The organism is Streptomyces sp. NPDC006551 (assembly GCF_040611675.1).
In the GTDB taxonomy this organism is placed as follows: domain Bacteria; phylum Actinomycetota; class Actinomycetes; order Streptomycetales; family Streptomycetaceae; genus Streptomyces.
This window is the reverse complement of the sequence record NZ_JBEXOT010000020.1, coordinates 26,515-47,997: the sequence shown is the minus strand read 5'-3', so window position 1 is coordinate 47,997 and position 21,483 is coordinate 26,515. Positions and strand designations below refer to the sequence as shown.

Below are 21,483 nucleotides of genomic sequence, written 5' to 3'. Positions count from 1 at the left end.
TCCGGCCCCCGACACCTTGATCGACGTGTCGGGGGGCCGGATGGTTCCCGGGGGCGGGTGGGGCGGACGTCACGCCAGGGCGCGGCCCAGGAGGTAGACGGCGGGCGCGGCGACGGCCAGCGGCAGGGCGACGCCGGCCGTCATGTGGACGAAGCGGGAGGGGTAGTCGTAGGCGGCGACCCGCAGTCCGACCAGCGCGCACACCCCGGCCGCCAGGCCGAGGAGCGCCCCGGAGGCGCCCAGGCCGGTGAACTGGCCGGCCGCGATCCCGGCGCCCGCGGCCGCGAGCAGCGCCAGGACGACGGAGACCGGGCCCGGCAGCGGCAGGGCGCGAGCGAGGACGGCGGCGGCGACCGCGACCCCGCCGACGGTCACGGCGTCGGGGGCGGCGCCGAGGTGCCCGGCGGCCACGATCGTCAGGGCGGCGGAGGCGACGGTGGCCATCAGGCCGTACATGCGCTCGTCGGGGTCGGCGTGGCTGCGGAGCTGGAGGACGAGCGTGAGCAGCACCCAGACGCCGAGCGTGCCGATGATGGCGGCGGGGGCGTTCTCGCGCCCGGCGGCGAGCAGCACGGCATCGGCGGCGAGACCGCCGGCGAAGGCGAGGGCGATGCCCTGCCGGGCCGGCCACATGCCGTTGAGCCGGAACCAGCCGGCGGCGGTGACGGCCTGGAGCAGGACGAGCGGTACGAGCAGTCCGTACGGCCCGACGGCCGCGCCGGCGGCGAGCAGCAGGCCGAGCACGGCGGTGAGCGCGGCCGGCAGCATGCCGGGCTCGATGATGGGCGAGCGTCCCTCGGCCCGTGCCCGCTGGGCGGCGGTGAGGCGGGTGTCGCTACCGGTGGTGGGCGCGGAGTACTCAGGCACGGGGCCCGCGGCGGGCTCCGCGAGGGGCTCATACGCCGAGGGCTCATGGGCCGAGGGCTCGTACGCGGCCGGCGTCTGCGGCGGCAGGTACGCCGTGTCGTACGTGACCGGCTGAGCCGGCTGCTGGGCCGCGGGCTGCTGGACCACCGGCTGGTACTGGGTGTCCCAGGTCTGGCCCTCCCACGTCTGGGTGACGTCGGGGTCCTGGTGCCCGTACTGCTGCCTGCCGTACTGCTGCTGTCCCTGCTGCCGCTCGTACCGCTGCGGCGCGTACGGGTCGTACGGATGCTGCTGATCACTGCTCATGCTGTGCGGTTCACCCTCCTGCGAACGGCGGGAGCACCTCGACCGTGCCGCCCTCGGCAAGCCGTACGGTCTCATGCGCGCGGGTACCGACGGGGTCACCGTCGACGAGGAACGAACACCGCTGGAGTACGCGGACGAGCTCGCCCGGGTGCTTCTCGCGGGCCGCGTCGAGCGCCTCCGCCAGGTTCTCGGCGGTGTACGGCTCCTCGGCGGTCCCGGCGGCGGCCTTGGCCGCGGCCCAGTAGCGGATGGTCCCCGCTGCCATAGCGGCGCTCCCTTCGTTCGTGTGCGCGCCGCTCCCCATGATGGGCTATGCGCGCGTGAGCCAGTCGCCCAGACGGCGGAGCAGCTCGTCGTCCACCGCGTTCTCGGCGTGGCCCATTCCCCGTTCGAGCCAGAGTTCGGACGGCCCGGCGGCCGCCAGCATCCGCGGATGATCGACCGGGAAGTACGGGTCGCGGTCGCCGTGCACGATCAGGACGGGCGTCGGCGCGATCAGCGGAACGGCCTCTACCGGCGACAGGGGTACGGGATCCCAGTCCTGGTGGTGGATCCGGGTGCCGAGGCCGTAGCGGCCGACCAGGCGTCCCGCAGGCCGGGTGATCAGCCAGTGGACCCGGCGCATCGACGGCGTGCCCCGGTAGTACCAGCGGGCGGGGGCGCTCACGGCGGCGACCGCGTCCGTGTGCGCCCCCACGCGCCCCACGTGCTCCTCGCGCTCCACATGCCCGCCCTCGCGCTCCACGTGCTCCTCGCGCTCCGCCGCGTACAGCGCCGCGTGGCGCAGCACCACGGACCCGCCCATGGAGAAGCCGACGGTCACCACGCGCGCGTGGCCGAGTGCGCGGGCCCAGCGGACGGCCGCCGCGACGTCGAGGACCTCCCGGTCGCCGACGGTGGAGTGTCCGCCGGACCTGCCGTGGCCCCGGAAGGAGAAGGTGACGACGGCGGCGCGCTCGGCGAGGACCCGGGAGGCCCGCCGTACGGCCGGCCGGTCCACCGAGCCGGTGAAGCCGTGCGCGACGACCACGGCCGTATCGGTGACACTTGCCGTGGACGGTTCGTAAACCGCCTCGATACGGACACCGTCATCAGTGAGCAAAGTGGCGCGCCGAGGGCCGTACGTGATCGAGGAAACATCCACCATGTGAAATCAGCCCTCTGCCTCGGAACTCCTGTGGGCTATTCTGCTAGCCAGAGGATCCGGGCAACGCAGCCCCCGGGTCCTTTTGTGTTTTCCGACCGTTGTTACGGCCGGGTGAACAAAAGCTCTCAGGGCGCGAGAGCCGCACGTGAGACACCGCAGTAGCCACAGACGTCCTCGCAGGGACCGAGGAGGAACCGACGTTATGGGCGAGCGACCGAAGCACGACCGACCGACGACCCAGGCAGGTGGGGTGCGATGAGCTCACTGCTGCTCCTGACCAACGCCCTCCAGCCGTCGACCGAGGTGCTTCCCGCACTCGGCCTGCTGCTGCACAACGTGCGGGTGGCCCCTGCCGAGGGCCCCGCGCTCGTCGACACTCCCGGTGCCGACGTCATCCTGATCGACGGCCGCCGCGATCTGCCGCAGGTGCGCAGTCTCTGTCAGCTGCTCCGCTCCACCGGCCCCGGTTGTCCGCTGATCCTCGTCGTCACGGAGGGCGGCCTCGCGGCCGTCACCGCCGACTGGGGCATCGACGACGTCCTCCTCGACACCGCGGGTCCGGCCGAGGTGGAGGCCCGGCTGCGGCTCGCGATGGGCCGCCAGCAGATCGTCGCGGACGACTCCCCGATGGAGATCCGCAACGGCGACCTCTCGGTGGACGAGGCGACGTACAGCGCCAAGCTCAAGGGCCGGGTCCTGGACCTGACGTTCAAGGAGTTCGAGCTCCTGAAGTACCTCGCCCAGCACCCGGGCCGGGTCTTCACCCGGGCCCAGCTCCTCCAGGAGGTGTGGGGGTACGACTACTTCGGTGGCACCCGTACGGTCGACGTCCATGTCCGGAGGCTCCGCGCGAAGCTCGGCCCCGAGCACGAGTCGCTGATCGGCACCGTCCGGAACGTCGGCTACCGCTTCGTCACCCCGGAGAAAGTCGAGCGCGCCGCCGAGGATGCGCGGGCGAAGGAAGAGGCCCGCGTCAAGGACGCCGCCCGCACCGCCACTCGGACGGAGGACGGGGTCGACGTGGTGGAAGCCACAGCACGGCCTGCCAAGAGGTAGGTCACCCCGCGTAGACTGCCGCGCGTGGCCAAGGTGACGCGGGATGACGTAGCGCGACTGGCGGGTACTTCGACCGCGGTCGTGAGTTACGTCATCAACAACGGACCCCGGCCGGTCGCCCCGGCCACGCGCGAGCGTGTCCTCGCCGCCATCAAGGAGCTGGGCTACCGGCCCGACCGGGTGGCCCAGGCGATGGCGTCCCGCCGGACCGACCTCATAGGCATGATCGTCCCGGACGCGCGCCAGCCGTTCTTCGCGGAGATGGCGCACGCGGTGGAGCAGGCCGCCGCCGAGCGCGGCAAGATGGTCCTCGTCGGCAATTCGGACTACCGCGACGAGCGCGAGGTCCATTACCTCCGCGCCTTCCTCGGCATGCGGGTCTCCGGTCTGATCCTGGTCAGCCAGGGCATGAGCGAGCGGGCCGCGAGCGAGATCGAGGCATGGGACGCGCGGGTCGTGCTGCTGCACGAGCGGCCCGAGGCGCTCGACGACGTCGCGGTCGTCACCGACGACATCGGCGGCGCCCAGCTCGCCACCCGGCACCTCCTGGAGCACGGGCACCCGTATGTGGCCTGTCTCGGCGGCATCCCCAACACCCCGGCGGTCGGCGACCCGGTCGCCGACCACGTCGAGGGCTGGCGGCGCGCGATGCTGGAGGCCGGGCGCCCGCTCGACGGCCGCCTCTTCGAGGCCCCGTACAACCGCTACGACGCCTACCAGATCGCGCTGAAGATCCTCGCGGGTCCCGACCGGCCGCCGGCCATCTTCTGCTCCACCGACGACCAGGCGTTCGGCGTGCTGCGGGCGGCACGCGAGCTGCGCATCGACGTGCCGGGCGAGCTGGCGGTGGCGGGCTTCGACGACGTGAAGGAAGCGGCGCTCACCGACCCGCCGCTGACGACGATCTCCTCAGACCGGCCCGCGATGGCGCGGGCGGCGGTGGATCTGGTGCTCGACGACTCGCTGCGGGTGGCGGGATCGAAGCGCGAGCGGGTGAAACAGTTCCCCTCGGCGCTGATCGTGCGCCGTTCCTGCGGCTGCGGCTGACGCCACCGTAGCCCAGGCGTCTTTATATAGGGCATACAGGCTTCTGTCGGGCTTCTCAGGCCGTCCTCAGAGACCTCTCATGTACGGCTCCGAAAGTCGTACCCATGACGGACTACCAGCAGCAGCCGCAGCATCAGCCGTACTACCCGCCGCAGCCCCCGCGGCCGCCGTACGACCCGGCGGCGCCGGTCACCACCGAGCCGGGCACGACGATCTGGCCCGGCGGCGGTCACGTACCGCCGACGGTCACTCCGCCCGCCGCGGCCGCTCCCGCCCCGGGCCCGCTGCCGCACCGCCGGGCCAGGCGGGGCGTGGGCCTGATGGCCGCCGTGGCGATCGCCGCGGCCGCGATCGGCGGCGGCACGGCCACGCTGGTGCAGCAGCTCACCGCGGACGGCGCGCCGACCGCGGCCGGGGGCGTCAGCGGCACGAACGTCTCCGCGAGCAGCGCGGGCACGGTCGCCGGGGTCGCCCAGGCCGTCTCCCCCTCCATCGTGGAGATCTCCGCGACCTCCGCCTCGGGCAGCTCCACCGGCTCGGGCGTGATCATCACCGGTGACGGCGAGGTCGTCACCAACAACCACGTCATCTCCGGCGCCTCCTCGGTCAAGGTGCGGCTGTCCGACGGCAAGACGTACGACGCCCAGGTCGTCGGCACGGACCCGGACAAGGACCTGGCGCTGATCAAGCTGGAGGGCGCGTCCGGCCTCAAGGCCGCCACGCTGGGCGACTCCGACCGTGTGAAGGTCGGCGACGAGGTCGTCGCGATCGGTTCGCCCGAGGGCCTGACCGGCACGGTCACCAGCGGCATCGTCTCGGCGCTCGACCGCGATGTGACGGTGGCCAAGGACGACGGCCAGGACCAGCGGCAGCGGCCGCGATACGACGAGCGACAGGGCTGGCCGTTCGAGTTCGGCGGGCAGGAGTTCAACGGCGACACCGGCTCGTCGAAGACGACGTACAAGGCGATCCAGACCGACGCCTCGCTCAACCCGGGGAATTCCGGCGGCGCGCTGATCAATATGAACGGCGAGATCATCGGAATCAATTCGGCGATGTACGCGCCCAGCGCCTCGAACGGTTCTTCTTCGGCCGGCAGCGTCGGCCTCGGATTCGCGATTCCGGTGAACACCCTCAAGGCCGATCTGGACGAGCTGCGCTCCGGCGGCGACAACTGAACGGCGGCCAGGCCGGCCCGTGCGACGCTTGGGCCATGACTGGTCCGGTGAATGAAGGCGGCCGCATCCTCATCGTCGACGACGAGCCCGCCGTACGGGAGGCCCTGCGGCGCAGTCTCGCCTTCGAGGGGTACGGGACCGAGGACGCCGTCGACGGGTTCGACGCCCTCGCGAAGATGGAGTCGTACGCCCCCGATCTGGTCGTCCTGGACGTGCAGATGCCCCGCATGGACGGGCTGACGGCGGCCCGCCGTATCCGCTCGTCCGGCGCGACCGTGCCGATCCTGATGCTGACGGCCCGGGACACGGTCGGCGACCGGGTCACCGGCCTCGACGCGGGCGCCGACGACTATCTGGTCAAGCCCTTCGAGCTGGACGAGCTGTTCGCCCGGATCAGGGCCCTGCTGCGCCGCAGCTCGTACGCGGCCGCGGCCGGCGGCGCGGAGCCGGAGGCGGAGGTCCTGGCCTTCGGGGACCTCCGGATGGACCTGGCGACCCGCGAGGTGACCCGGGGCGGCCGCCGGGTGGAGCTGACGCGCACGGAGTACACGCTCCTGGAGATGTTCCTGGCGCACCCCCGGCAGGTGCTGACCCGGGAGCAGATCCTGAAGGCGGTCTGGGGCTTCGACTTCGAGCCCAGTTCGAACTCGCTGGACGTGTACGTGATGTACCTGCGGCGCAAGACGGAGGCGGGCGGTGAACCGCGTCTCGTGCACACCGTGCGGGGCGTGGGGTACGTGCTGCGCGGCGGAGGTCCGGAGTGAGCGGTCCGACGGCGTGGTTCCGGTCGCGGCCGCTGCGGTCACGGCTGGCGCTGCTCACGGCGGTCGCGGTGGCCCTGGCGGTGGCGGCGGTGTCGGCGGCGTGCTGGTTCGTGACGCGGGCGCAGCTGGAGGCCGAGCTGGACTCGTCGCTGCGCGACAGCAGGCTGGACGCGAGCGCGGTGGCCGATCTGGCCCTCACCTGCGCGCGGAGGGCCGAGAGCACGCCCGTGCCGACGACCGGCTCGTACACCTGGCAGATCGTCCTCGCGGACGGCAGGGTCTGTACGTACGGCTCCTCGCCGATTCCCGTGCGGCCGGGAGATGTGGCCGTGGCGCGCGGCCAGGCGACGTACAGCATGCACACGACGAAGGCCGAGAACGGCGCGGAGATGCGGGTCTTCACCTATCCGCAGGCCGCCTTCCAGAACGCCGTCGTCGGCGTCTCCGTCGCCCGGCCCCTCTCGGAGATCGACAACTCGATGTCCACGCTCGCCTGGGTGCTGCTGCTGGTCTCCGGCGTCGGTGTCGTCGGCGCGGGTGCGGCCGGGCTGTGGGTGGCACGGGCCGGTCTCAAGCCCGTGGACCGGCTGACCGGCGCGGTGGAGCACGTGGCGCGGACGGAGGACCTGACGGTCCGCATCCCGGTCGAGGGCGAGGACGAGGTCGCCCGGCTGTCGCGCTCCTTCAACGCGATGACGGCGGCGCTGGCCACCTCGCGGGACCGGCAGGCGCAGCTGATCGCGGACGCCGGGCACGAGCTGCGGACCCCGCTGACCTCACTGCGGACCAACATCGAACTGCTGGCCCGCAGTGAGGAGACGGGACGCGCTCTGCCGCCGGAGGACCGGCTGGCGCTGATGGCCTCGGTGAAGGCGCAGATGACGGAGCTGGCCGCGCTGATCGGCGACCTTCAGGAACTGGCCCGTCCGGACGCGGCCGAGCCGGGGCCGCTGGAGGTGGTCGCGCTGCACGGCATCCTGCGCACGGCGCTCGACCGGGCGCGGCTGCGCGGGCCCGAGCTGACCTTCCGTACGGATCTGGCTCCCTGGTACGTGCGGGCGGAGCCGGCGGGTCTCGAGCGGGCGCTGGTGAACGTCCTGGACAACGCGGTGAAGTTCTCGCCGCCCCGGGGAACGGTCGAGGTGAGCCTGATGCGGGGCGAGCTGACGGTCCGCGATCACGGGCCGGGCATTCCGGCCGAGGAGCTCCCCCATGTCTTCGAGCGTTTCTGGCGCTCGCCGTCGGCCCGCAGCCTGCCCGGTTCGGGTCTGGGCCTGTCGATCGTGGCCCGTACGGTCCAGCAGGCGGGCGGCACGGTGGCGCTGCGGCCGGCGGAGGGCGGCGGCACGGCGGCGGTGATCCGCCTGCCGGGCGCGCCGACTCCGCCGCCGGAGCTGTCAGTTGTGCCGGATGAGGGACTCGACGAGGCCTGAGCGGGTGTTGGGGAAGTCCAGGGGGACGATGCCGAGGCCCTTCCAGCCGCCGGCCTCAGCGCCGTCGAGGAAGGAGTGGACCCTGGGGTTGAGGCGGTCGGAGTTCCAGCGGGGCGGGAGCAGGGCGGCCGTGGAGACGTAGTTGACGTAGAGCTTGCCGGGCTGGGTGGCGGCCTTGCGGAAGTGGGCCTCGATCTTCGGATATTTGGCGCCGGGTTCGGCCATGTAGTCGTCCTGGATGTCGAAGAGCGCGCCGTCGCCGTAGCGGACGCCGGGCAGACCGGCGTTGTCGGCGAGCAGGACGACCCGGCCGCGGGCCTCGCCGAGGGAGGGCAGGCCGTCGCCGATGCGGAAGAGGGGGCGCCAGCCGCGTACGTCGAGGTAGTGGTCGAAGATCCGGCGGAAGGTGGCGTCGGAGTCCTCGGAGTACTCCTGCTTGACCCGCATGAGGACGGTTTCGGAGGGGTGGGCGGCGAGGAAGTCGCGGCAGGCGACGAGGATGTCGCCGAACATCAGGTTCTGGTAATACGCGCCGTGGTGGATGGCGAGGGAGTCGCCGGTGACCCGGCAGCGGACGTCCAGGAAGCGGATGCCGCTGTCCAGCTGCTGGGCGACGGTGGTGTTCTGACAGGCGACCCAGAGGCCGCCGTGCCGTGCGCCGGAGTTGTGGGTGCCGGGGAGGGTGAGCTTCTGGAGCGGGGTGGGGTCGCCGTGCGCGGCCATCCAGTCCTGCGTCCCGCGTGCGGCCCCCCGCGCGGAGGGGGCACCCACGAGCAGGACGGCACCGGCCGCGGCTGCGCCCGCGAGCAAGCGTCGTCGGTCCATGGCACCGCACTATGACGCACTTGACGTGCCCCTGCCATACCTAGGAGTGGGCCGGTGAGCCGGCCGAAGGCCGGTTCCCGACGGGAAACCGGCCTTCTTGACCATTCTGGGTCACTGAGAGACGGTGAACCCGCACCAGGGTGTCCAGGCCGAGACCTGATTGCCGCCGACAGCCCGCAGGCGGAACTGGTACTCACCGGGCTTCAGTTCGCCCGCGGCGAGCGCGAGGTTGAAGACCCTGCCGTTCGGCCAGATCCGCTCGGTCTTGGTGATGAGCGCGGCCTCGCCCGGCTCGGCGACCTCGAAGGTGGCCCGCAGGGAGTGGTAACTCCTGTTCTTGCCCGCGTCCTTGCCGAACGCGGTCGGCGAGGCAGCGAGCGCGCCGCCGCTCGCGCCGGAGATCACCGGGGTCCGGCCACCACCCTCGCAGAACTGCGCCTGCTCGTACGGTCCGGCGAAGACCCGGAGGGTCCCCGGCACGCTCGGGTCGGCCTGCGATGCCGTCGCGTTCGTGCCGGCGACCGCGACGGAGGCGGCGACGAGCGCGGCGATCGCACCGGCGGTCGCGCCGATGCGTCGGAGATGCTTTCTGATCATGGGAAGAGCATCCTTTCCGGTACTAGCGCGGAACGTAGTAGGCGTGCGAGGAGCCGTCGTAGCCGTTCACACAGCCGTAGGAGCTCCAGATGAGCTGGTTGTAGGTGTTGTCCGCCCCGTATTCGTCACACCAGTACCAGGACTGGTGTGGGCCGTCGTACCGGTTGCCGACGGATGTGGCGCCCATGGGTTTGATCAGCCATGACTTGCCCACAGTGGTGAGACTGGGGCTGTAGAACCTGGGTGTCTGGTCGCTGGCGCTCGTCCAGCCGTACCCGTTGTTGATGATCTGGCCGGCGGCCTTCCGGCCTGTCGCGACGCCGAGGTCGCCGTCCCACTGGAAGTGCACCCCGAGGTAGACCCGGCTCCGGGCGTTCTCGCTGGCCGCGGCGCTGAAGTTCGGGAAGGTGCGGGTGACCCCGACCGCGTGCGGATCGTCGGTGGTGCCGGTGAAGGAGATGTCGTCCGTGCCGAAGAACTGCTTCATCGACTCGGCCCATGCTCCGCCGAAGGTCGCATGCCCGGAGACGTACGCGGGGAAGTTCGGGCTGAAGTGGTTCCCGGCCTCATCGGCTGAGAGCGGCTGCCAGGAACTGTCCTGCGCGGTGTCCGGGTTGCCGTCCGAGTCGGCCAGCCGGACGGCGCTCTCGGGCCGCCACAGATCGATGGAAGTCTGGTACTTCGCGTCCCATGCGGAGATCCCCGCGTCCGCCATCGAGCCGGCGACCAGCGCGAACAGCTGGACGTTGGCGAGCTGGTCGAGTCCGCGCTGCGTGGAGACGATCCGGGTGTGCTCGAAGAGCTGCCCCGGCGGCTTGTACGTGCCGTTCAGGTCGTTGGCCCAGAACCAGGCGATCTCGGTCTGCTCGGCGGTCCGTGTCTTGCTGTTGGCCGCGCCGAGCTCCGCGACCTCCTTGAACTGGGCCGTGTAGGCGGAGCTCTTCAGCAGCTCGGGCATCGTCGCGATCCCGCCGGGCAGCTGCGGACGCAGGTCGGCCGCCGTGGTCTTGAAGTGCGTCCACGGGTAGTCGCCGTAGTCGATGAACTTCTTGACCTTGCCCCAGTTCGGAGTCGTTGCCGGACCGGAGCCCGTCGGCCGCCATTGACCGGGTTCGGTGCTCGGGGTGTACGGCGTGGTGTCCTGGGACCCGTCGTTGGTACGGCGGGTGATCATCGCCGTGGCGGCCTTCTCCCCGACGCTCTTGCCCTCCGTGGTGGTGGCGTCGACCGGCTCGCCCGTGCGGGCCGCCGTGAGGTAGGGGGTGAAGTCGAGCGCCGGGAAGGCGGACTTGAGGGTGTTGTAGGCGGCGTGGTCCAGGGCCGCCTCGACGTTGGGAGCGACGCCCGCCTTCACGCTGATGCCGGGGGTGTAGAGCGCCCCCAGGCAGTTCTCCGGCTTGAAGCCGCCGCTGCTGTGGCAGCGGCTGGCGTTCGCGGCGTCGTACATGGCCAGATGCATCATGGCCCCGTACCGTGCCAGCGGCCCCGGAGCGCCGCCCGTGGTGACGTAGGCGTCGAGCAGCGCCTGATTCCAGTAGAAGACCCGGTCGCCGGTGGTGGAACCGGCATGCGCGGGCGCCGATATGCCCACGGACGCCAGGAGCAGCGTCAGGACGACGGTGATGGAGCGTCTGACGGGATGTCTCACAGTCTTGCCCCTCCAGAGATCACAAAAATTGATCGTGTGCTGACAAGATCACTCGCAGCATAGGAGCGACTTCCGTCCGGCGGGGCCGTTCCGGCAGGAAACGCCGGTGAACATCGAGGTCCGTGCGCGGAGTCGGTCGTGACACACGGGACCCCGGCGGGCCGTCACGGCCCGCCGGGGTCCCGGGGCTGTTGCGCCATCGACGCCGGTTACGGCTTCGGGGGGTACACCACGTTGACGCGGTCCGCCGCCGGCACCTGCAGCGGGGCGTTCGCCGAGGAGTTGGTGCGGAGGTAGGTCTCGAAGGCCAGCAGATCGTCCACGCCGACCAGCCTGTTCGTCCCCTTCGCCAGCTCGCCGAAGCCGTCACCGCCTCCCGCGAGGAAGGAGTTGACGGCGACCCGGTAGGTCGCGGCCGGGTCCAGCGGAGCGCCGTTCAGCCGCACCGAGTCGGCGACGACGCGGTCCGCGCCGGTCCTGGTCAGGTCCAGCGTGTAGGTGAGGCCCGACGAGGGCTGCAACACCTTCGGCGCCGCCTCGTTCTTCGGGCCGGTGACCTGCTGCTGGAGGACCGTGAGCAGCTGCGCGCCGGTCAGGTCGAGCAGGTTCACCGTGTTGCCGAACGGCTGCACCCGGAACGCCTCGCCATAGGTGACGACGCCGTCGCCCTCACCGGCCGTGGAAGACGCGTACACCAGGCTGTCCCGCACCCCGCCCGGGTTCATCAGCGCGAGGTCCGCGCTCGGGTCCACGGACTTGGCGTACGCGAGCTGGGCGTCCGCGATCAGGTTGCCGAGCGGGGAGTCGTCCGGCCCGCTCGGGACGGCGGCCCCGGAGGCGATCCACCCGATGGGTCGGTTCCCGATCGGGGCGGACATCGCCTTGTATCGGGTGATCAGGTCGGTCAGGTCGGAGGCCGGGTCCTTCCGGACGACCACGTGGTTCGCGGACCTCACCGAGGTACGGACGATGTCGCCGGTGCGCCGGTCGTAGGTCAGCGTGGTGTCCGTGTACAGGCGGCCGAAGGACGCGGCGGAGGTCACCGTGCGCGGCTTGCCCTCCGGGTCCGGGATGGTGCACGCGTACGCGGCGTGGGTGTGGCCGGTGACCAGGGCGTCGACCTTGGCGGTCACGCCCTTGGCGATGTCGACGATGGGGCCGGATATGCCGGTTCCGGGGCCGTTCCCGTCACAGCCGTAGTTGTACGCGTCGGACGCCGGGGCGCCGCCCTCGTGGATGAGCGCGACGATCGACTTCACGCCCTTCTTCTGCAGTTCGCGCGCGTACTTGTTGATCGTCTCGGTCTCGTCGAGGAACTTCAGGCCCTTGACGCCCTCGGCGGTGACGATGTCCGCCGTGCCTTCCAGGGTCACGCCGATGAAGCCGATCTTGACGCCGTCCTTCTTCCACACATAGGTGGGGTCGAGCATCGGCTTTCCGGTCTTCTCGTCGACGACGTTCGCGGCGAGGTACGGGAACTGCGCGCCCTCGAAGGTCCGCCCCTCCGCGTAGCAGCCGTCCTTCGGGTGGCAGCCGCCGTCCTGCATCCGCTTGAGCTCGGCGGCGCCCTCGTCGAACTCGTGGTTGCCGACGCCCGTGACGTCCAGGTCGAGGGCGTTCATCGCCTCGATCGTGGGCTCGTCGTGGAAGAGCGCGGAGATGAGGGGGCTGCCGCCGATCAGGTCGCCCGCGGCGGCCGTGATCGAGTAGGGGTGGCCCTGGCGGGCCTTGCGCAGCGAGCCGGCCAGGTACTCGACGCCGCCGACACCCTCGATGGTCTTGACGCTGCCGTCGGGCTGAATCTCCGTGAGCCGCCCCGAGGAACTCGTGGGGGGCTCCAGGTTGCCGTGGAAGTCGTTGAAGGACAGGAGCTGGACGTCGACCATCCGCCCCCAGCCCTTGCCGTTCGTGCTGTACGACGCCGCCTCGGCGCCGGCGCCCGCGGGGGACGCCCCGGCCGGGATCGCGGCGATGAGCGCGCCGATGGTCGCGAGCCCTGCTCCCGTGACGAGGATCCTGCGCCCCGCCCTGTTCTTCCTCGACCGCTTCGGTGTCGCTGCCATCCGCTCCCCTTGAGTTCCGCAATGCTGCGAGCCGCAGCCTAGAGTCAACGCGCGTAGCGCAACAGGGGGTAGCGGGTTACAAGACAGTTGCTTCCGGGTGCGCCGTAGGCTCGTCCCATGACTTCTGACGTGGCACCGGCCCTCGAACCCGGACGGCAGATCCATACCCTCGACGAGCTTTCCCCCGAGCAGGTCCAGGACGTCCTCGCCCTGCTGGAGGCCGCGGAGCGCGCGGACGGCATGCACGCGGTGTCCGAGCAGGGGCGGCTGTATCTGCGTCACGGCAAGCGGGAGGGCGTACGGCACTTCCTGCTCACCGTCGGCCCGCACCTCTACGGCTACGCCCAGCTGGAGGACACCGACCCGGTGGAGGCCCCGGCCGCCGAACTGGTGGTGCACCCCTCGCACCGGGGGCGCGGGCACGGGCGGGCGCTCGGCACCGCCCTGCTCGCCGCCTCGGGCAAGCGGCTGCGGGTGTGGGCGCACGGCGGCAAGTCGGCCGCACGCCATCTGGCGCAGGTGCTCGGCCTGACCCTCTTCCGCGAACTGCGCCAGCTGCGGCGCCCGTTGGTGCCGCTGGACATTCCGGAGCCGGTACTGCCCGAGGGCGTCACCGTCCGTACGTTCGTCCCCGGCCAGGACGACGCGGCCTGGCTCGCCGTCAACGCGGCGGCCTTCGCCCACCACCCCGAGCAGGGTTCGCTCACCCAGCGCGATCTGGACGACCGGATGGCCGAGCCGTGGTTCGATCCGAAGGGCTTCTTCCTCGCGGAGAAGGAGGGGCGGCTGGTCGGCTTCCACTGGACGAAGGTGCACGCCGAGGAGCAGCTCGGCGAGGTGTACGTGATCGGCATCCTGCCGGACGCGCAGGGCGGCGGTCTCGGCAAGGCGCTCACGGCGATCGGACTGCGGCACCTGGCGGCGCAGACGCTGCCGACGGCGATGCTGTACGTGGACGCGGACAACACGGCGGCGGTGACGGTGTACGAGCGGCTCGGCTTCGTCACGCACGAGGTGGATCTGATGTACCGCACGGAGTCCTGAGGCCGACGGCCTGAAGTCCGGCTGAGAGGGGGCGGTTGACACCGCCCCCTCTCTTCCACCACCCTTTCACTACTTGATTAGTGAAAGGGTGGTGGAAGAACGTGCTCGAGTACCGGATCGACCGGCGCAGCGGGATCGCCACCTACCTCCAGATCGTCCAGCAGACCAAACAGGCCCTGCGGATGGGCGTCCTGGAACCCGGCGACCGGCTGCCCACCGCGCGCGAGGTCGTCGAAGCGACGGCCATCAACCCGAACACGGTCCTCAAGGCCTACCGCGAACTGGAGCGCGAGGGCCTCGTCGAGGCCCGCCGCGGCCTGGGCACCTTCATCCGCGCGACGCTCGGAACCACCCCCGCCGCCGCCTCCCCCCTGCGCGGCGAACTCGCCGACTGGGCCCGGCGGGCACGGGCGGAGGGTTTGGACCGGGACGACGTGGCGGCGCTCTTCACTTCCGTACTGGATCAGCACTTCAAGGGGGACGACGCATGACGACCGACACGGTTCTGGAGGCCAGAGGCCTCGGCAAACGGTACCGAGGCCGGGGCTGGGCCCTGAAGGACTGCTCCTTCCGCCTGCCCGCCGGCCGCGTCTGCGCCGTCGTCGGCCCCAACGGGGCGGGAAAGTCCACTCTCCTGGCCTTGGCGGCGGGGCTCCTCAAGCCGACCGAGGGCACGCTCCACGGCCCCGCCCGCGAAAAGCTCGCTTACGTGGCCCAGGACAAGCCGCTCCACCCCCAGCTCACCGTCGCCGACACGCTGGCGATGGGGCGCGAGCTCAACCCGGGCCGCTGGGACGCGGCGGCCGCCGAACGGATCGTCGCCGCCGGGCCTTTGGACACCGGAGCCCGCGTCCGAACGCTCTCCGGCGGCCAGCGCACCCGCGTCGCCCTCGCGCTCGCGCTGGGCAAGCGGTCGGAGCTCCTGCTCCTGGACGAGCCGATGGCCGACCTCGACCCGCTGGCCCGTCACGAGCTCATGGGCGCCCTGATGGCCGAGGCCGCCGAGCACGGCACCACGGTCGTCATGTCCTCCCACGTCCTCAGTGAGCTGGAGGGCGCCTGCGACCACCTGGTCCTCGTCGACGGCGGCCGCGTCCGCCTCGACGGCCCCATCGACGACCTGCTCGCCGCGCACACCGTCCTGAGGGGCCCGGTCGCCGGCCTCGCTCCGCACACGGTCGTCGAGGCCCGAACGACGGGGCGTCAGCTCACCGCGCTCGTCCGTCACGAGGGCCGGATCGAAGGCGCGTGGGAGACCTCGCAACCGACCCTGGAGGAACTCCTCCTCGCCCACCTCCGCGCCGCCCGCGCCCCCGAAGGAGCCCCCGCATGAGCAGCCTCGCGTTGAAGGGCCCGTACTGGGTGACCGCCCGCCAGCACCGGCGGGCGGTGTGGGCGGTCGCGGTCACGGCCGGACTGGGCCTTGTGAGCGTGGCGGGCCTGCGCTTCTGGGACTCCCGTATTCCCGGCACCAATCAGGACAACGGCTACACGCTGTTGCGATGGGGCATGGAGTACTTCGCCGTCGGCATGGTGACCCTTCCCCTCCTCGTCGGCGTCTTCGTGGCGGGCCCGCTGGTCGCCCGCGAGCTGGAGTCGGGGACGTACAAGGTCGCCCTCACGCAGTCCGTCTCCCCGGACCGCTGGCTCGCCTCCAAGCTGGTCATGGCGGCCGCCGTGACGGTCGGCGGCACGCTCGCGCTGATGGCGGCCTACGCCCTCGGCCTGGCCCGGGTGGCGGGCGACTGGCAGTTCACCTGGGACGAGCGGGGTACGTACGAGTCGACCGGCCCCCTCCTCATCGCGCACGGCCTGCTCGCCATCGCCGTCGGCGCGCTCGTCGGTCAGCTCGTCCGCCGGACGCTGGTGGCCATGTCGGTGACCGGCATGGTGATGGGAGCCGTGCTGCTCGCGCTGCACGCGCTGCGCTGGGACTTCCTGCCGGTACGGACGATCACCGGCCCGGCCGGCCCCACGCTCTGGGTGCCCGACGGGGGGCTGGAGATGGACTCCGGTCTGATCAGCACCACGGGACAGCGGCTGCCCGGCTGGTTCTGCGCCGAGCCGCTCGACGAGAACGGGCTGTGCCGGTCGGACGAGAACATCGCCGCGCGGTACATCGACTACCACCCCGCCTCCCATTTCTGGCCCACCCACCTCATCGAGACCGGCATCGTCCTCGCCCTCGCCGCCCTCGCGCTCCTCGCCGCCTTCCGCGTCCTGCGCGCCCGGCACCCTTAGAAGCCGCCGCGGGGCCCCGCCAGGGGCCCCGCCCCCGATTCCGGTACGACACGTCCTCGTTACCGCGCATTCAGACACGCTTGCGACGCTCACGCAATGACGCCCGCCGTGCCCGCGCTCCCGAAAGGGAGACTTCCCCCGACCACGGCCCGCTCCGACGCGCCCGACCAGCCCTTCGCGCGGAAGAATGGGGCCATGAGCCAGCAGCCCGCCGAGGTCCCGGTCCAGTCCTCCGCACAGCCGTCCGCGACGCCCACGACGTCAGCCCCGAACGGTCAGAACGGCCAGCCGACCGTCGGTTCCATAGCCGCGCACCGCCCCCACACCGTCCACGCGGGCCCGGTGTCGGACCTCGCGCCCGACCTGGACGCCGATCCGGACGCGTACGAGGACGACGACGCCGCGGGCGAACTCCCCCAGGGCCGCTTCCTCGACCGCGAGCGCAGCTGGCTCGCGTTCAACGAGCGGGTTCTCGAACTGGCCGAGGATCCCGCCACCCCCCTCCTCGAACGGGCTAACTTCCTCGCGATCTTCGCGTCGAACCTCGACGAGTTCTTCATGGTCCGCGTCGCCGGCCTCAAGCGCCGTATCGCCACCGGTGTCGCCACCCGTTCCGCCTCCGGGCTCCAGCCCCGCGAGGTGCTCGACCTCATCTGGACCCGGTCGCGCGAGCTCATGGCCCGGCACGCCGCCTGCTTCCAGCAGGACGTGGCCCCGGCCCTCGCCGACGAGGGCATCCACCTCATCCGCTGGCCCGAGCTGACCGAGAAGGAGCAGGCACGGCTCTTCACGCTCTTCCGGCAGCAGATCTTCCCCGTCCTCACCCCGCTGGCGGTCGACCCCGCGCACCCCTTCCCGTACATCTCGGGGCTCTCCCTCAACCTCGCCGTCGTCGTACGCAACCCGGTCAGCGGCCACCGCCACTTCGCGCGCGTCAAGGTGCCGCCGCTGCTCTCCCGCTTCCTGGAGGCCTCCCCGCAGCGCTACGTCCCGCTCGAGGACGTCATCGCCGCGCACCTGGAGGAGCTCTTCCCCGGCATGGAGGTGCTGGCGCACCACATGTTCCGGGTGACCCGGAACGAGGACCTGGAGGTCGAGGAGGACGACACGGAGAACCTCCTCCAGGCGCTGGAGAAGGAGCTCATGCGGCGCCGCTTCGGGCCGCCGGTCCGGCTGGAGGTCGAGGAGGCCATCGACCCGTACGTCCTCGACCTGCTGGTACGCGAGCTGAAGGTCTCCGACGCCGAGGTCTACCCGCTGCCCGGGCCGCTCGACCTGACCGGGCTCTTCGGCATCGCCTCCCTGGACCGGCCCGAACTGAAGTTCCCGAAGTTCGTCGCCGGCACCCACCGCGACCTCTCCGAGGTCGAGTCGGCGTCCGCGCCCGACATCTTCGCCGCGCTGCGCGAGCGGGACGTCCTGCTGCACCACCCGTACGACTCCTTCTCCACCTCCGTCCAGGCGTTCCTGGAGCAGGCCGCCGGCGACCCGGACGTGCTGGCCATCAAGCAGACGCTGTACCGGACCTCCGGCGACTCGCCGATAGTGGACGCCCTCATCGACGCCGCCGAGTCCGGCAAGCAGGTCCTCGTCCTCGTCGAGATCAAGGCCCGCTTCGACGAACAGGCCAACATCAAGTGGGCGCGCAAGCTGGAAGAGGCCGGCTGCCATGTCGTCTACGGCCTCGTCGGCCTCAAGACGCACTGCAAGCTCTCCCTCGTCGTCCGGCAGGAGGGCGAGCTGCTGCGCCGCTACTCCCACGTCGGCACCGGCAACTACCACCCCAAGACGGCCCGGCTCTACGAGGACCTCGGCCTCCTGACGGCCGACCCGCAGGTCGGCGCGGACCTCTCCGACCTGTTCAACCGGCTCTCCGGCTACTCCCGCCGCGAGACCTACCGGCGGCTGCTCACCGCCCCCAAGTCCCTGCGGGACGGACTCGTCTCCCGGATCCAGAAGGAGATCGTCCACCACCGGGCCGGGCGGCCCGCCTACGTCCGGATCAAGGTCAACTCGATGGTCGACGAGGCCGTCATCGACGCCTGCTACCGCGCCGCGCGGGCGGGCGTACCGGTCGACATCTGGGTCCGCGGCATCTGCGCGGTACGGCCCGGGGTCACCGGCCTGTCCGAGAACATCCGGGTCCGCTCGATCCTCGGCCGCTTCCTGGAGCACTCCCGGATCTTCGCCTTCGGCAACGGCGGCGAACCCGAGGTCTGGTTCGGCAGCGCCGACATGATGCACCGGAACCTGGACCGCCGTATCGAGGCCCTCGTACGGGTCTCCGACCCGGCCCACCGGGCCGCCCTCAGCCGGCTGCTGGAGACCGGCATGTCCGACACGACCTCCTCCTGGCACCTCGGCCCGGACGGGAACTGGACGCGGCACGCGACCGACCCGGAGGGCCAGCCGCTGCGGCACGTCCAGGAGATGCTCATCGACGCGCGGAGGCGCCGGCGTGCACAACCCTGACCACGACGTCACCACGGAAGTCCCCGCGGGCGTGACCACAAGGGTCTCCCCGGGAGGGATCGCGGACGTCACCGCCGGCGAGATCCTCTCCCCCTACCTCCACGCACGGGCCGGGGACTTCCTGCGCGCCCTGCGCCTGCACGCGGAAAGCGGCGCGGACACCAGCGGAGCGGAGGAGGCGGCCCGGGCCCTGCGGGCCGCCGCCCGCAGGATCAGCGGGACCCTGCACACCTTCCGGCCGCTCCTCGACGCCTCCTGGGCCGACCAGCTCCGTACAGAGCTGGCCTGGCTCTCCGGCACGCTCGCCCTCGAGCACGCCTTCACCTCCCGGCTCGTCCGGCTGGTGGACGCGCTGTCCCGCCTGTCGAGCGGAGGTCCCGTACCGGCCGCCCGCGGCGCGGAGGGCACGGGGCTCACGGTGGGCGCCGCCCGCGCCGGCGCCCTGCTCGAACGCCAGCTCACCCTCGCCCGTACGAGAGCCCACTCCGCCGCGCTCCAGGCGCTCGGCTCCTCCCGCTTCCACGCGGTCGCGGACGCGGTCGCGCTGCTGGCCTCCGAGGTGCCGCTGGGGCCCGCGGCGGCGGCCCCGGCGATCGAGGTCCTCGACGCGCCCGCCGAGAGCGTCGAGCGCCGCCTGCTGGACGCCGTGGCCGGCCTGCCGCTGTCCCGGGCCGGCCATCCGTACAACGCCGACGCCCTCGCCCTCGCGGCCGGCGAGTCCCAGGACGCGCCCTGGCACCAGGCCCGGCTCCTGCTGCGCCTGCACCGGTACGCCTTCGAGGTGCTGCACGCGGGCACCGACCCCGACCCGGTCCTGTACGAGGCCGGCCGCGCCCTCGACCGCCACCGCGACGCCTCCGAGGCCGCCGCCGCGGCGGCCGCGGCGGCCCGCACCCCCCGCATCGCCCCGGCCACGGCCTACGCCCTCGGCGTCCTCCACGCGGACCAGCGCCACGAGGTCGAGGCGGCCAGATTCGCCTTCCAGCGGGCCTGGCGGAGAGCGACGGCGGGGGTCCCGTGATCCGGGCGGCCGGCTGCGTCCTGTGGCGCCCGGCCCCCTCGGGCCGGGGCATCGAGATCGCGCTGATCCACCGGCCGAAGTACGACGACTGGTCGCACCCGAAGGGCAAGGTGAAACCGGGCGAGACGGCGCGGGAGTGCGCGGTCCGCGAGGTCCTGGAGGAGACCGGCCAGGCGTGCGAGCCGGGTCACCGCCTCCCCACGGTGCGCTACGTGGTGAAGGGCCGCCCCAAGGAGGTCCTGTACTGGTCGGCCCGCGCCCTGGGCGGCACGTTCACGCCCGGCCGCGAGGTCGACCGGTTGGTCTGGCTCCCTCCGGCCGCCGCCCGCGCCCGCCTCACCCGGGCGCAGGACCGCGACCTCCTCGACGCGCTGGCCGCGACACCCCGATAGCCGTCCGCCCAGGTCCCCGCACCCGGGCTTCCGGCACGGTTCACTTGCCGTTCACTCTCCTCCGCCGACCGCTTCACCTGTTCTGCCTAATTTCGGCCGTACAAGGTGCGGAAACTGAGTGACGCACCCGAAACCCCGACACGCGCCGCCGTACAACGTTGAGGACAGGCAAAGGTCCGCGCCAGGCGGCTTCTGGAAGGAACACCCGAAAGTGAAGCTTTCGCGCAAGAACGGGCTTCGCGCCACCGCGCTCGGTGCCCTCGCCGTCTCCGGCGCCCTGGTCCTCACGGCGTGTGGTTCGGACGACAACACCGCTACGACGCCCGACGGCGACAAGACCTCCGCCGCCGCCTCGAACATCAAGTGCGACGGCGCCGAGGGTCAGCTCCTCGCCGCCGGTTCCAGCGCGCAGAAGAACGCCATGGACCTGTGGGTCAAGAACTTCCAGGCCGCCTGCTCCGGCGTCGAGGTCAACTACCAGTCCATCGGCTCCGGCGGCGGTATCACCAAGTTCAACCAGGGCCAGGTCGCCTTCGCGGGCTCCGACTCCGCGCTCAAGGAGGACGAGGTCGCCGCGTCGCAGAAGATCTGCAAGGGCGGCAAGGGCATCAACCTGCCGATGGTCGGCGGCCCCGTCGCCATCGGCTACAAGCTGGAGGGCGTGGACAACCTGGTCCTGGACGCCCCCACCCTCGCCAAGATCTTCGACACCAAGATCACCAAGTGGAACGACCCGGCGATCGCGAAGCTGAACCCGGGCGCCAAGCTGCCGGACAGCACCATCCAGGCCTTCCACCGCTCCGACGAGTCGGGCACCACCCAGAACCTGGGCAAGTACCTCTCCACCGCCGCACCGGCCGACTGGAAGCACGACCCGAAGGCGAAGTCGTGGCCCGCCCCCGGCGGCCAGGCCGCCAACGGTTCCTCCGGTGTCGCCGCCGCGGTCAAGGACGCCGAGGGCTCCATCGGCTACTTCGAGCTCTCCTACGCGACCGCCAACAAGATCCCCACGGTCAGCATCAACACCGGCGCCTCCGCCCCGGTCGCGGCCACCACGGAGAACGCCTCCAAGGCCATCGCCGCCGCCAAGGTCAAGGGCACCGGCAACGACCTGGCCCTCGAGCTCGACTACGCCACCAAGGCCGAGGGCGCCTACCCGATCGTCCTCGTCACCTACGAGATCGCTTGCGACAAGGGCAACAAGGCGGAGACCCTGCCGACCCTGAAGGCGTTCCTCAACTACGCCATCAGCGAGGAGGGCCAGAAGGTCCTCGCCGACGCCGACTACGCCCCGATCCCGGCCGAGATCGCGACCAAGGTCCGCGAGATCGTCCCCACCCTGTCCTGATCCCCGGCCGGGACCGGCCCGTCACACCACACCG

20 protein-coding genes are annotated in these 21,483 nt (G+C 71.6%); 13 read left to right on the top strand and 7 right to left on the bottom strand.

What is annotated here, in order from left to right; genetic code table 11:
* Window positions 1-69: 69 nt before the first annotated feature.
* From ABZY12_RS19325 to ABZY12_RS19315, 3 genes are read right to left on the bottom strand one after another with little or no spacing between them, the layout of a single operon-like run.
* A complete protein-coding gene (locus tag ABZY12_RS19325) occupies window positions 70-1,173 on the bottom strand; it encodes a hypothetical protein (protein WP_356891805.1) in 1,104 nt (367 codons plus the stop codon).
* 10 nt (window positions 1,174-1,183) lie between these two features.
* Window positions 1,184-1,438, bottom strand: a complete 255-nt coding sequence (locus tag ABZY12_RS19320; RefSeq protein ID WP_356891803.1) for a MoaD/ThiS family protein — start codon at window positions 1,436-1,438, stop codon at window positions 1,184-1,186.
* A gap of 45 nt (window positions 1,439-1,483) precedes the next feature.
* Window positions 1,484-2,320: an alpha/beta fold hydrolase gene (locus ABZY12_RS19315; RefSeq protein WP_356891801.1), complete on the bottom strand. Its 837-nt coding sequence runs from the start codon at window positions 2,318-2,320 to the stop codon at window positions 1,484-1,486.
* Window positions 2,321-2,575: 255 nt separating this feature from the next.
* On the opposite strand from ABZY12_RS19315, the gene ABZY12_RS19310 reads away from it, so the two are divergent.
* The 5 genes from ABZY12_RS19310 to ABZY12_RS19290 all read left to right on the top strand — a co-directional run bounded on the left by ABZY12_RS19310 (window position 2,576) and on the right by ABZY12_RS19290 (window position 7,798).
* Window positions 2,576-3,376, top strand: a complete 801-nt coding sequence (locus ABZY12_RS19310) for a response regulator transcription factor (RefSeq protein ID WP_356891799.1) — start codon at window positions 2,576-2,578, stop codon at window positions 3,374-3,376.
* 24 nt (window positions 3,377-3,400) lie between these two features.
* Window positions 3,401-4,423, top strand: a complete 1,023-nt coding sequence (locus ABZY12_RS19305; protein WP_356891797.1) for a LacI family DNA-binding transcriptional regulator — start codon at window positions 3,401-3,403, stop codon at window positions 4,421-4,423.
* Window positions 4,424-4,527: 104 nt separating this feature from the next.
* Window positions 4,528-5,601 (top strand): trypsin-like peptidase domain-containing protein, encoded by a 1,074-nt coding sequence (locus ABZY12_RS19300; protein ID WP_356891795.1) that lies wholly within the window; start codon window positions 4,528-4,530, stop codon window positions 5,599-5,601.
* A 35-nt stretch (window positions 5,602-5,636) separates the two neighbouring features.
* On the top strand, window positions 5,637-6,365 hold the full coding sequence (locus ABZY12_RS19295) for a response regulator transcription factor (protein ID WP_356891793.1): 729 nt from the start codon (window positions 5,637-5,639) through the stop codon (window positions 6,363-6,365).
* Window positions 6,362-7,798 carry a HAMP domain-containing sensor histidine kinase gene (locus tag ABZY12_RS19290; protein ID WP_356891791.1) on the top strand — a complete coding sequence of 479 codons (1,437 nt, stop codon included), beginning with the start codon at window positions 6,362-6,364 and terminating at the stop codon, window positions 7,796-7,798. Before ABZY12_RS19295 ends, ABZY12_RS19290 begins: the two co-directional genes overlap by 4 nt.
* Here ABZY12_RS19290 and ABZY12_RS19285 read toward each other — a convergent pair.
* The 4 genes from ABZY12_RS19285 to ABZY12_RS19270 form a co-directional block, all read right to left on the bottom strand.
* Complete coding sequence (locus ABZY12_RS19285) at window positions 7,763-8,623, bottom strand: phosphatidylinositol-specific phospholipase C (RefSeq protein WP_356891789.1); 861 nt, start codon at window positions 8,621-8,623, stop codon at window positions 7,763-7,765. The genes ABZY12_RS19290 and ABZY12_RS19285 overlap by 36 nt on opposite strands.
* 111 nt (window positions 8,624-8,734) lie before the next feature.
* Window positions 8,735-9,220 carry a hypothetical protein gene (locus tag ABZY12_RS19280; protein ID WP_356891787.1) on the bottom strand — a complete coding sequence of 162 codons (486 nt, stop codon included), beginning with the start codon at window positions 9,218-9,220 and terminating at the stop codon, window positions 8,735-8,737.
* Between the two features lie 22 nt (window positions 9,221-9,242).
* Window positions 9,243-10,868 carry a vanadium-dependent haloperoxidase gene (locus tag ABZY12_RS19275; protein WP_356891785.1) on the bottom strand — a complete coding sequence of 542 codons (1,626 nt, stop codon included), beginning with the start codon at window positions 10,866-10,868 and terminating at the stop codon, window positions 9,243-9,245.
* Window positions 10,869-11,077: 209 nt separating this feature from the next.
* Window positions 11,078-12,931, bottom strand: a complete 1,854-nt coding sequence (locus ABZY12_RS19270) for a bifunctional metallophosphatase/5'-nucleotidase (protein WP_356891783.1) — start codon at window positions 12,929-12,931, stop codon at window positions 11,078-11,080.
* Between the two features lie 117 nt (window positions 12,932-13,048).
* On the opposite strand from ABZY12_RS19270, the gene mshD reads away from it, so the two are divergent.
* The 8 genes from mshD to pstS all read left to right on the top strand — a co-directional run bounded on the left by mshD (window position 13,049) and on the right by pstS (window position 21,449).
* On the top strand, window positions 13,049-13,975 hold the full coding sequence (mshD, locus tag ABZY12_RS19265) for a mycothiol synthase (protein WP_356891781.1): 927 nt from the start codon (window positions 13,049-13,051) through the stop codon (window positions 13,973-13,975).
* A 101-nt stretch (window positions 13,976-14,076) separates the two neighbouring features.
* Window positions 14,077-14,466: a GntR family transcriptional regulator gene (locus ABZY12_RS19260; RefSeq protein WP_356891779.1), complete on the top strand. Its 390-nt coding sequence runs from the start codon at window positions 14,077-14,079 to the stop codon at window positions 14,464-14,466.
* Window positions 14,463-15,308 (top strand): ABC transporter ATP-binding protein, encoded by an 846-nt coding sequence (locus ABZY12_RS19255; RefSeq protein ID WP_356891777.1) that lies wholly within the window; start codon window positions 14,463-14,465, stop codon window positions 15,306-15,308. Before ABZY12_RS19260 ends, ABZY12_RS19255 begins: the two co-directional genes overlap by 4 nt.
* Window positions 15,305-16,216 carry an ABC transporter permease subunit gene (locus tag ABZY12_RS19250; RefSeq protein WP_356891775.1) on the top strand — a complete coding sequence of 304 codons (912 nt, stop codon included), beginning with the start codon at window positions 15,305-15,307 and terminating at the stop codon, window positions 16,214-16,216. The genes ABZY12_RS19255 and ABZY12_RS19250 overlap by 4 nt, the downstream gene beginning before the upstream one ends.
* Before the next feature lie 195 nt (window positions 16,217-16,411).
* Window positions 16,412-18,688, top strand: a complete 2,277-nt coding sequence (locus ABZY12_RS19245; protein WP_356891773.1) for an RNA degradosome polyphosphate kinase — start codon at window positions 16,412-16,414, stop codon at window positions 18,686-18,688.
* 31 nt (window positions 18,689-18,719) lie between these two features.
* Complete coding sequence (locus ABZY12_RS19240; RefSeq protein ID WP_356891941.1) at window positions 18,720-19,709, top strand: CHAD domain-containing protein; 990 nt, start codon at window positions 18,720-18,722, stop codon at window positions 19,707-19,709.
* Window positions 19,706-20,101 carry an NUDIX hydrolase gene (locus tag ABZY12_RS19235; RefSeq protein WP_356891771.1) on the top strand — a complete coding sequence of 132 codons (396 nt, stop codon included), beginning with the start codon at window positions 19,706-19,708 and terminating at the stop codon, window positions 20,099-20,101. The genes ABZY12_RS19240 and ABZY12_RS19235 overlap by 4 nt, the downstream gene beginning before the upstream one ends.
* Window positions 20,102-20,312: 211 nt before the next feature.
* Window positions 20,313-21,449, top strand: a complete 1,137-nt coding sequence (gene pstS / locus ABZY12_RS19230; RefSeq protein WP_356891769.1) for a phosphate ABC transporter substrate-binding protein PstS — start codon at window positions 20,313-20,315, stop codon at window positions 21,447-21,449.
* The last annotated feature ends 34 nt before the right edge of the window (window positions 21,450-21,483 follow it).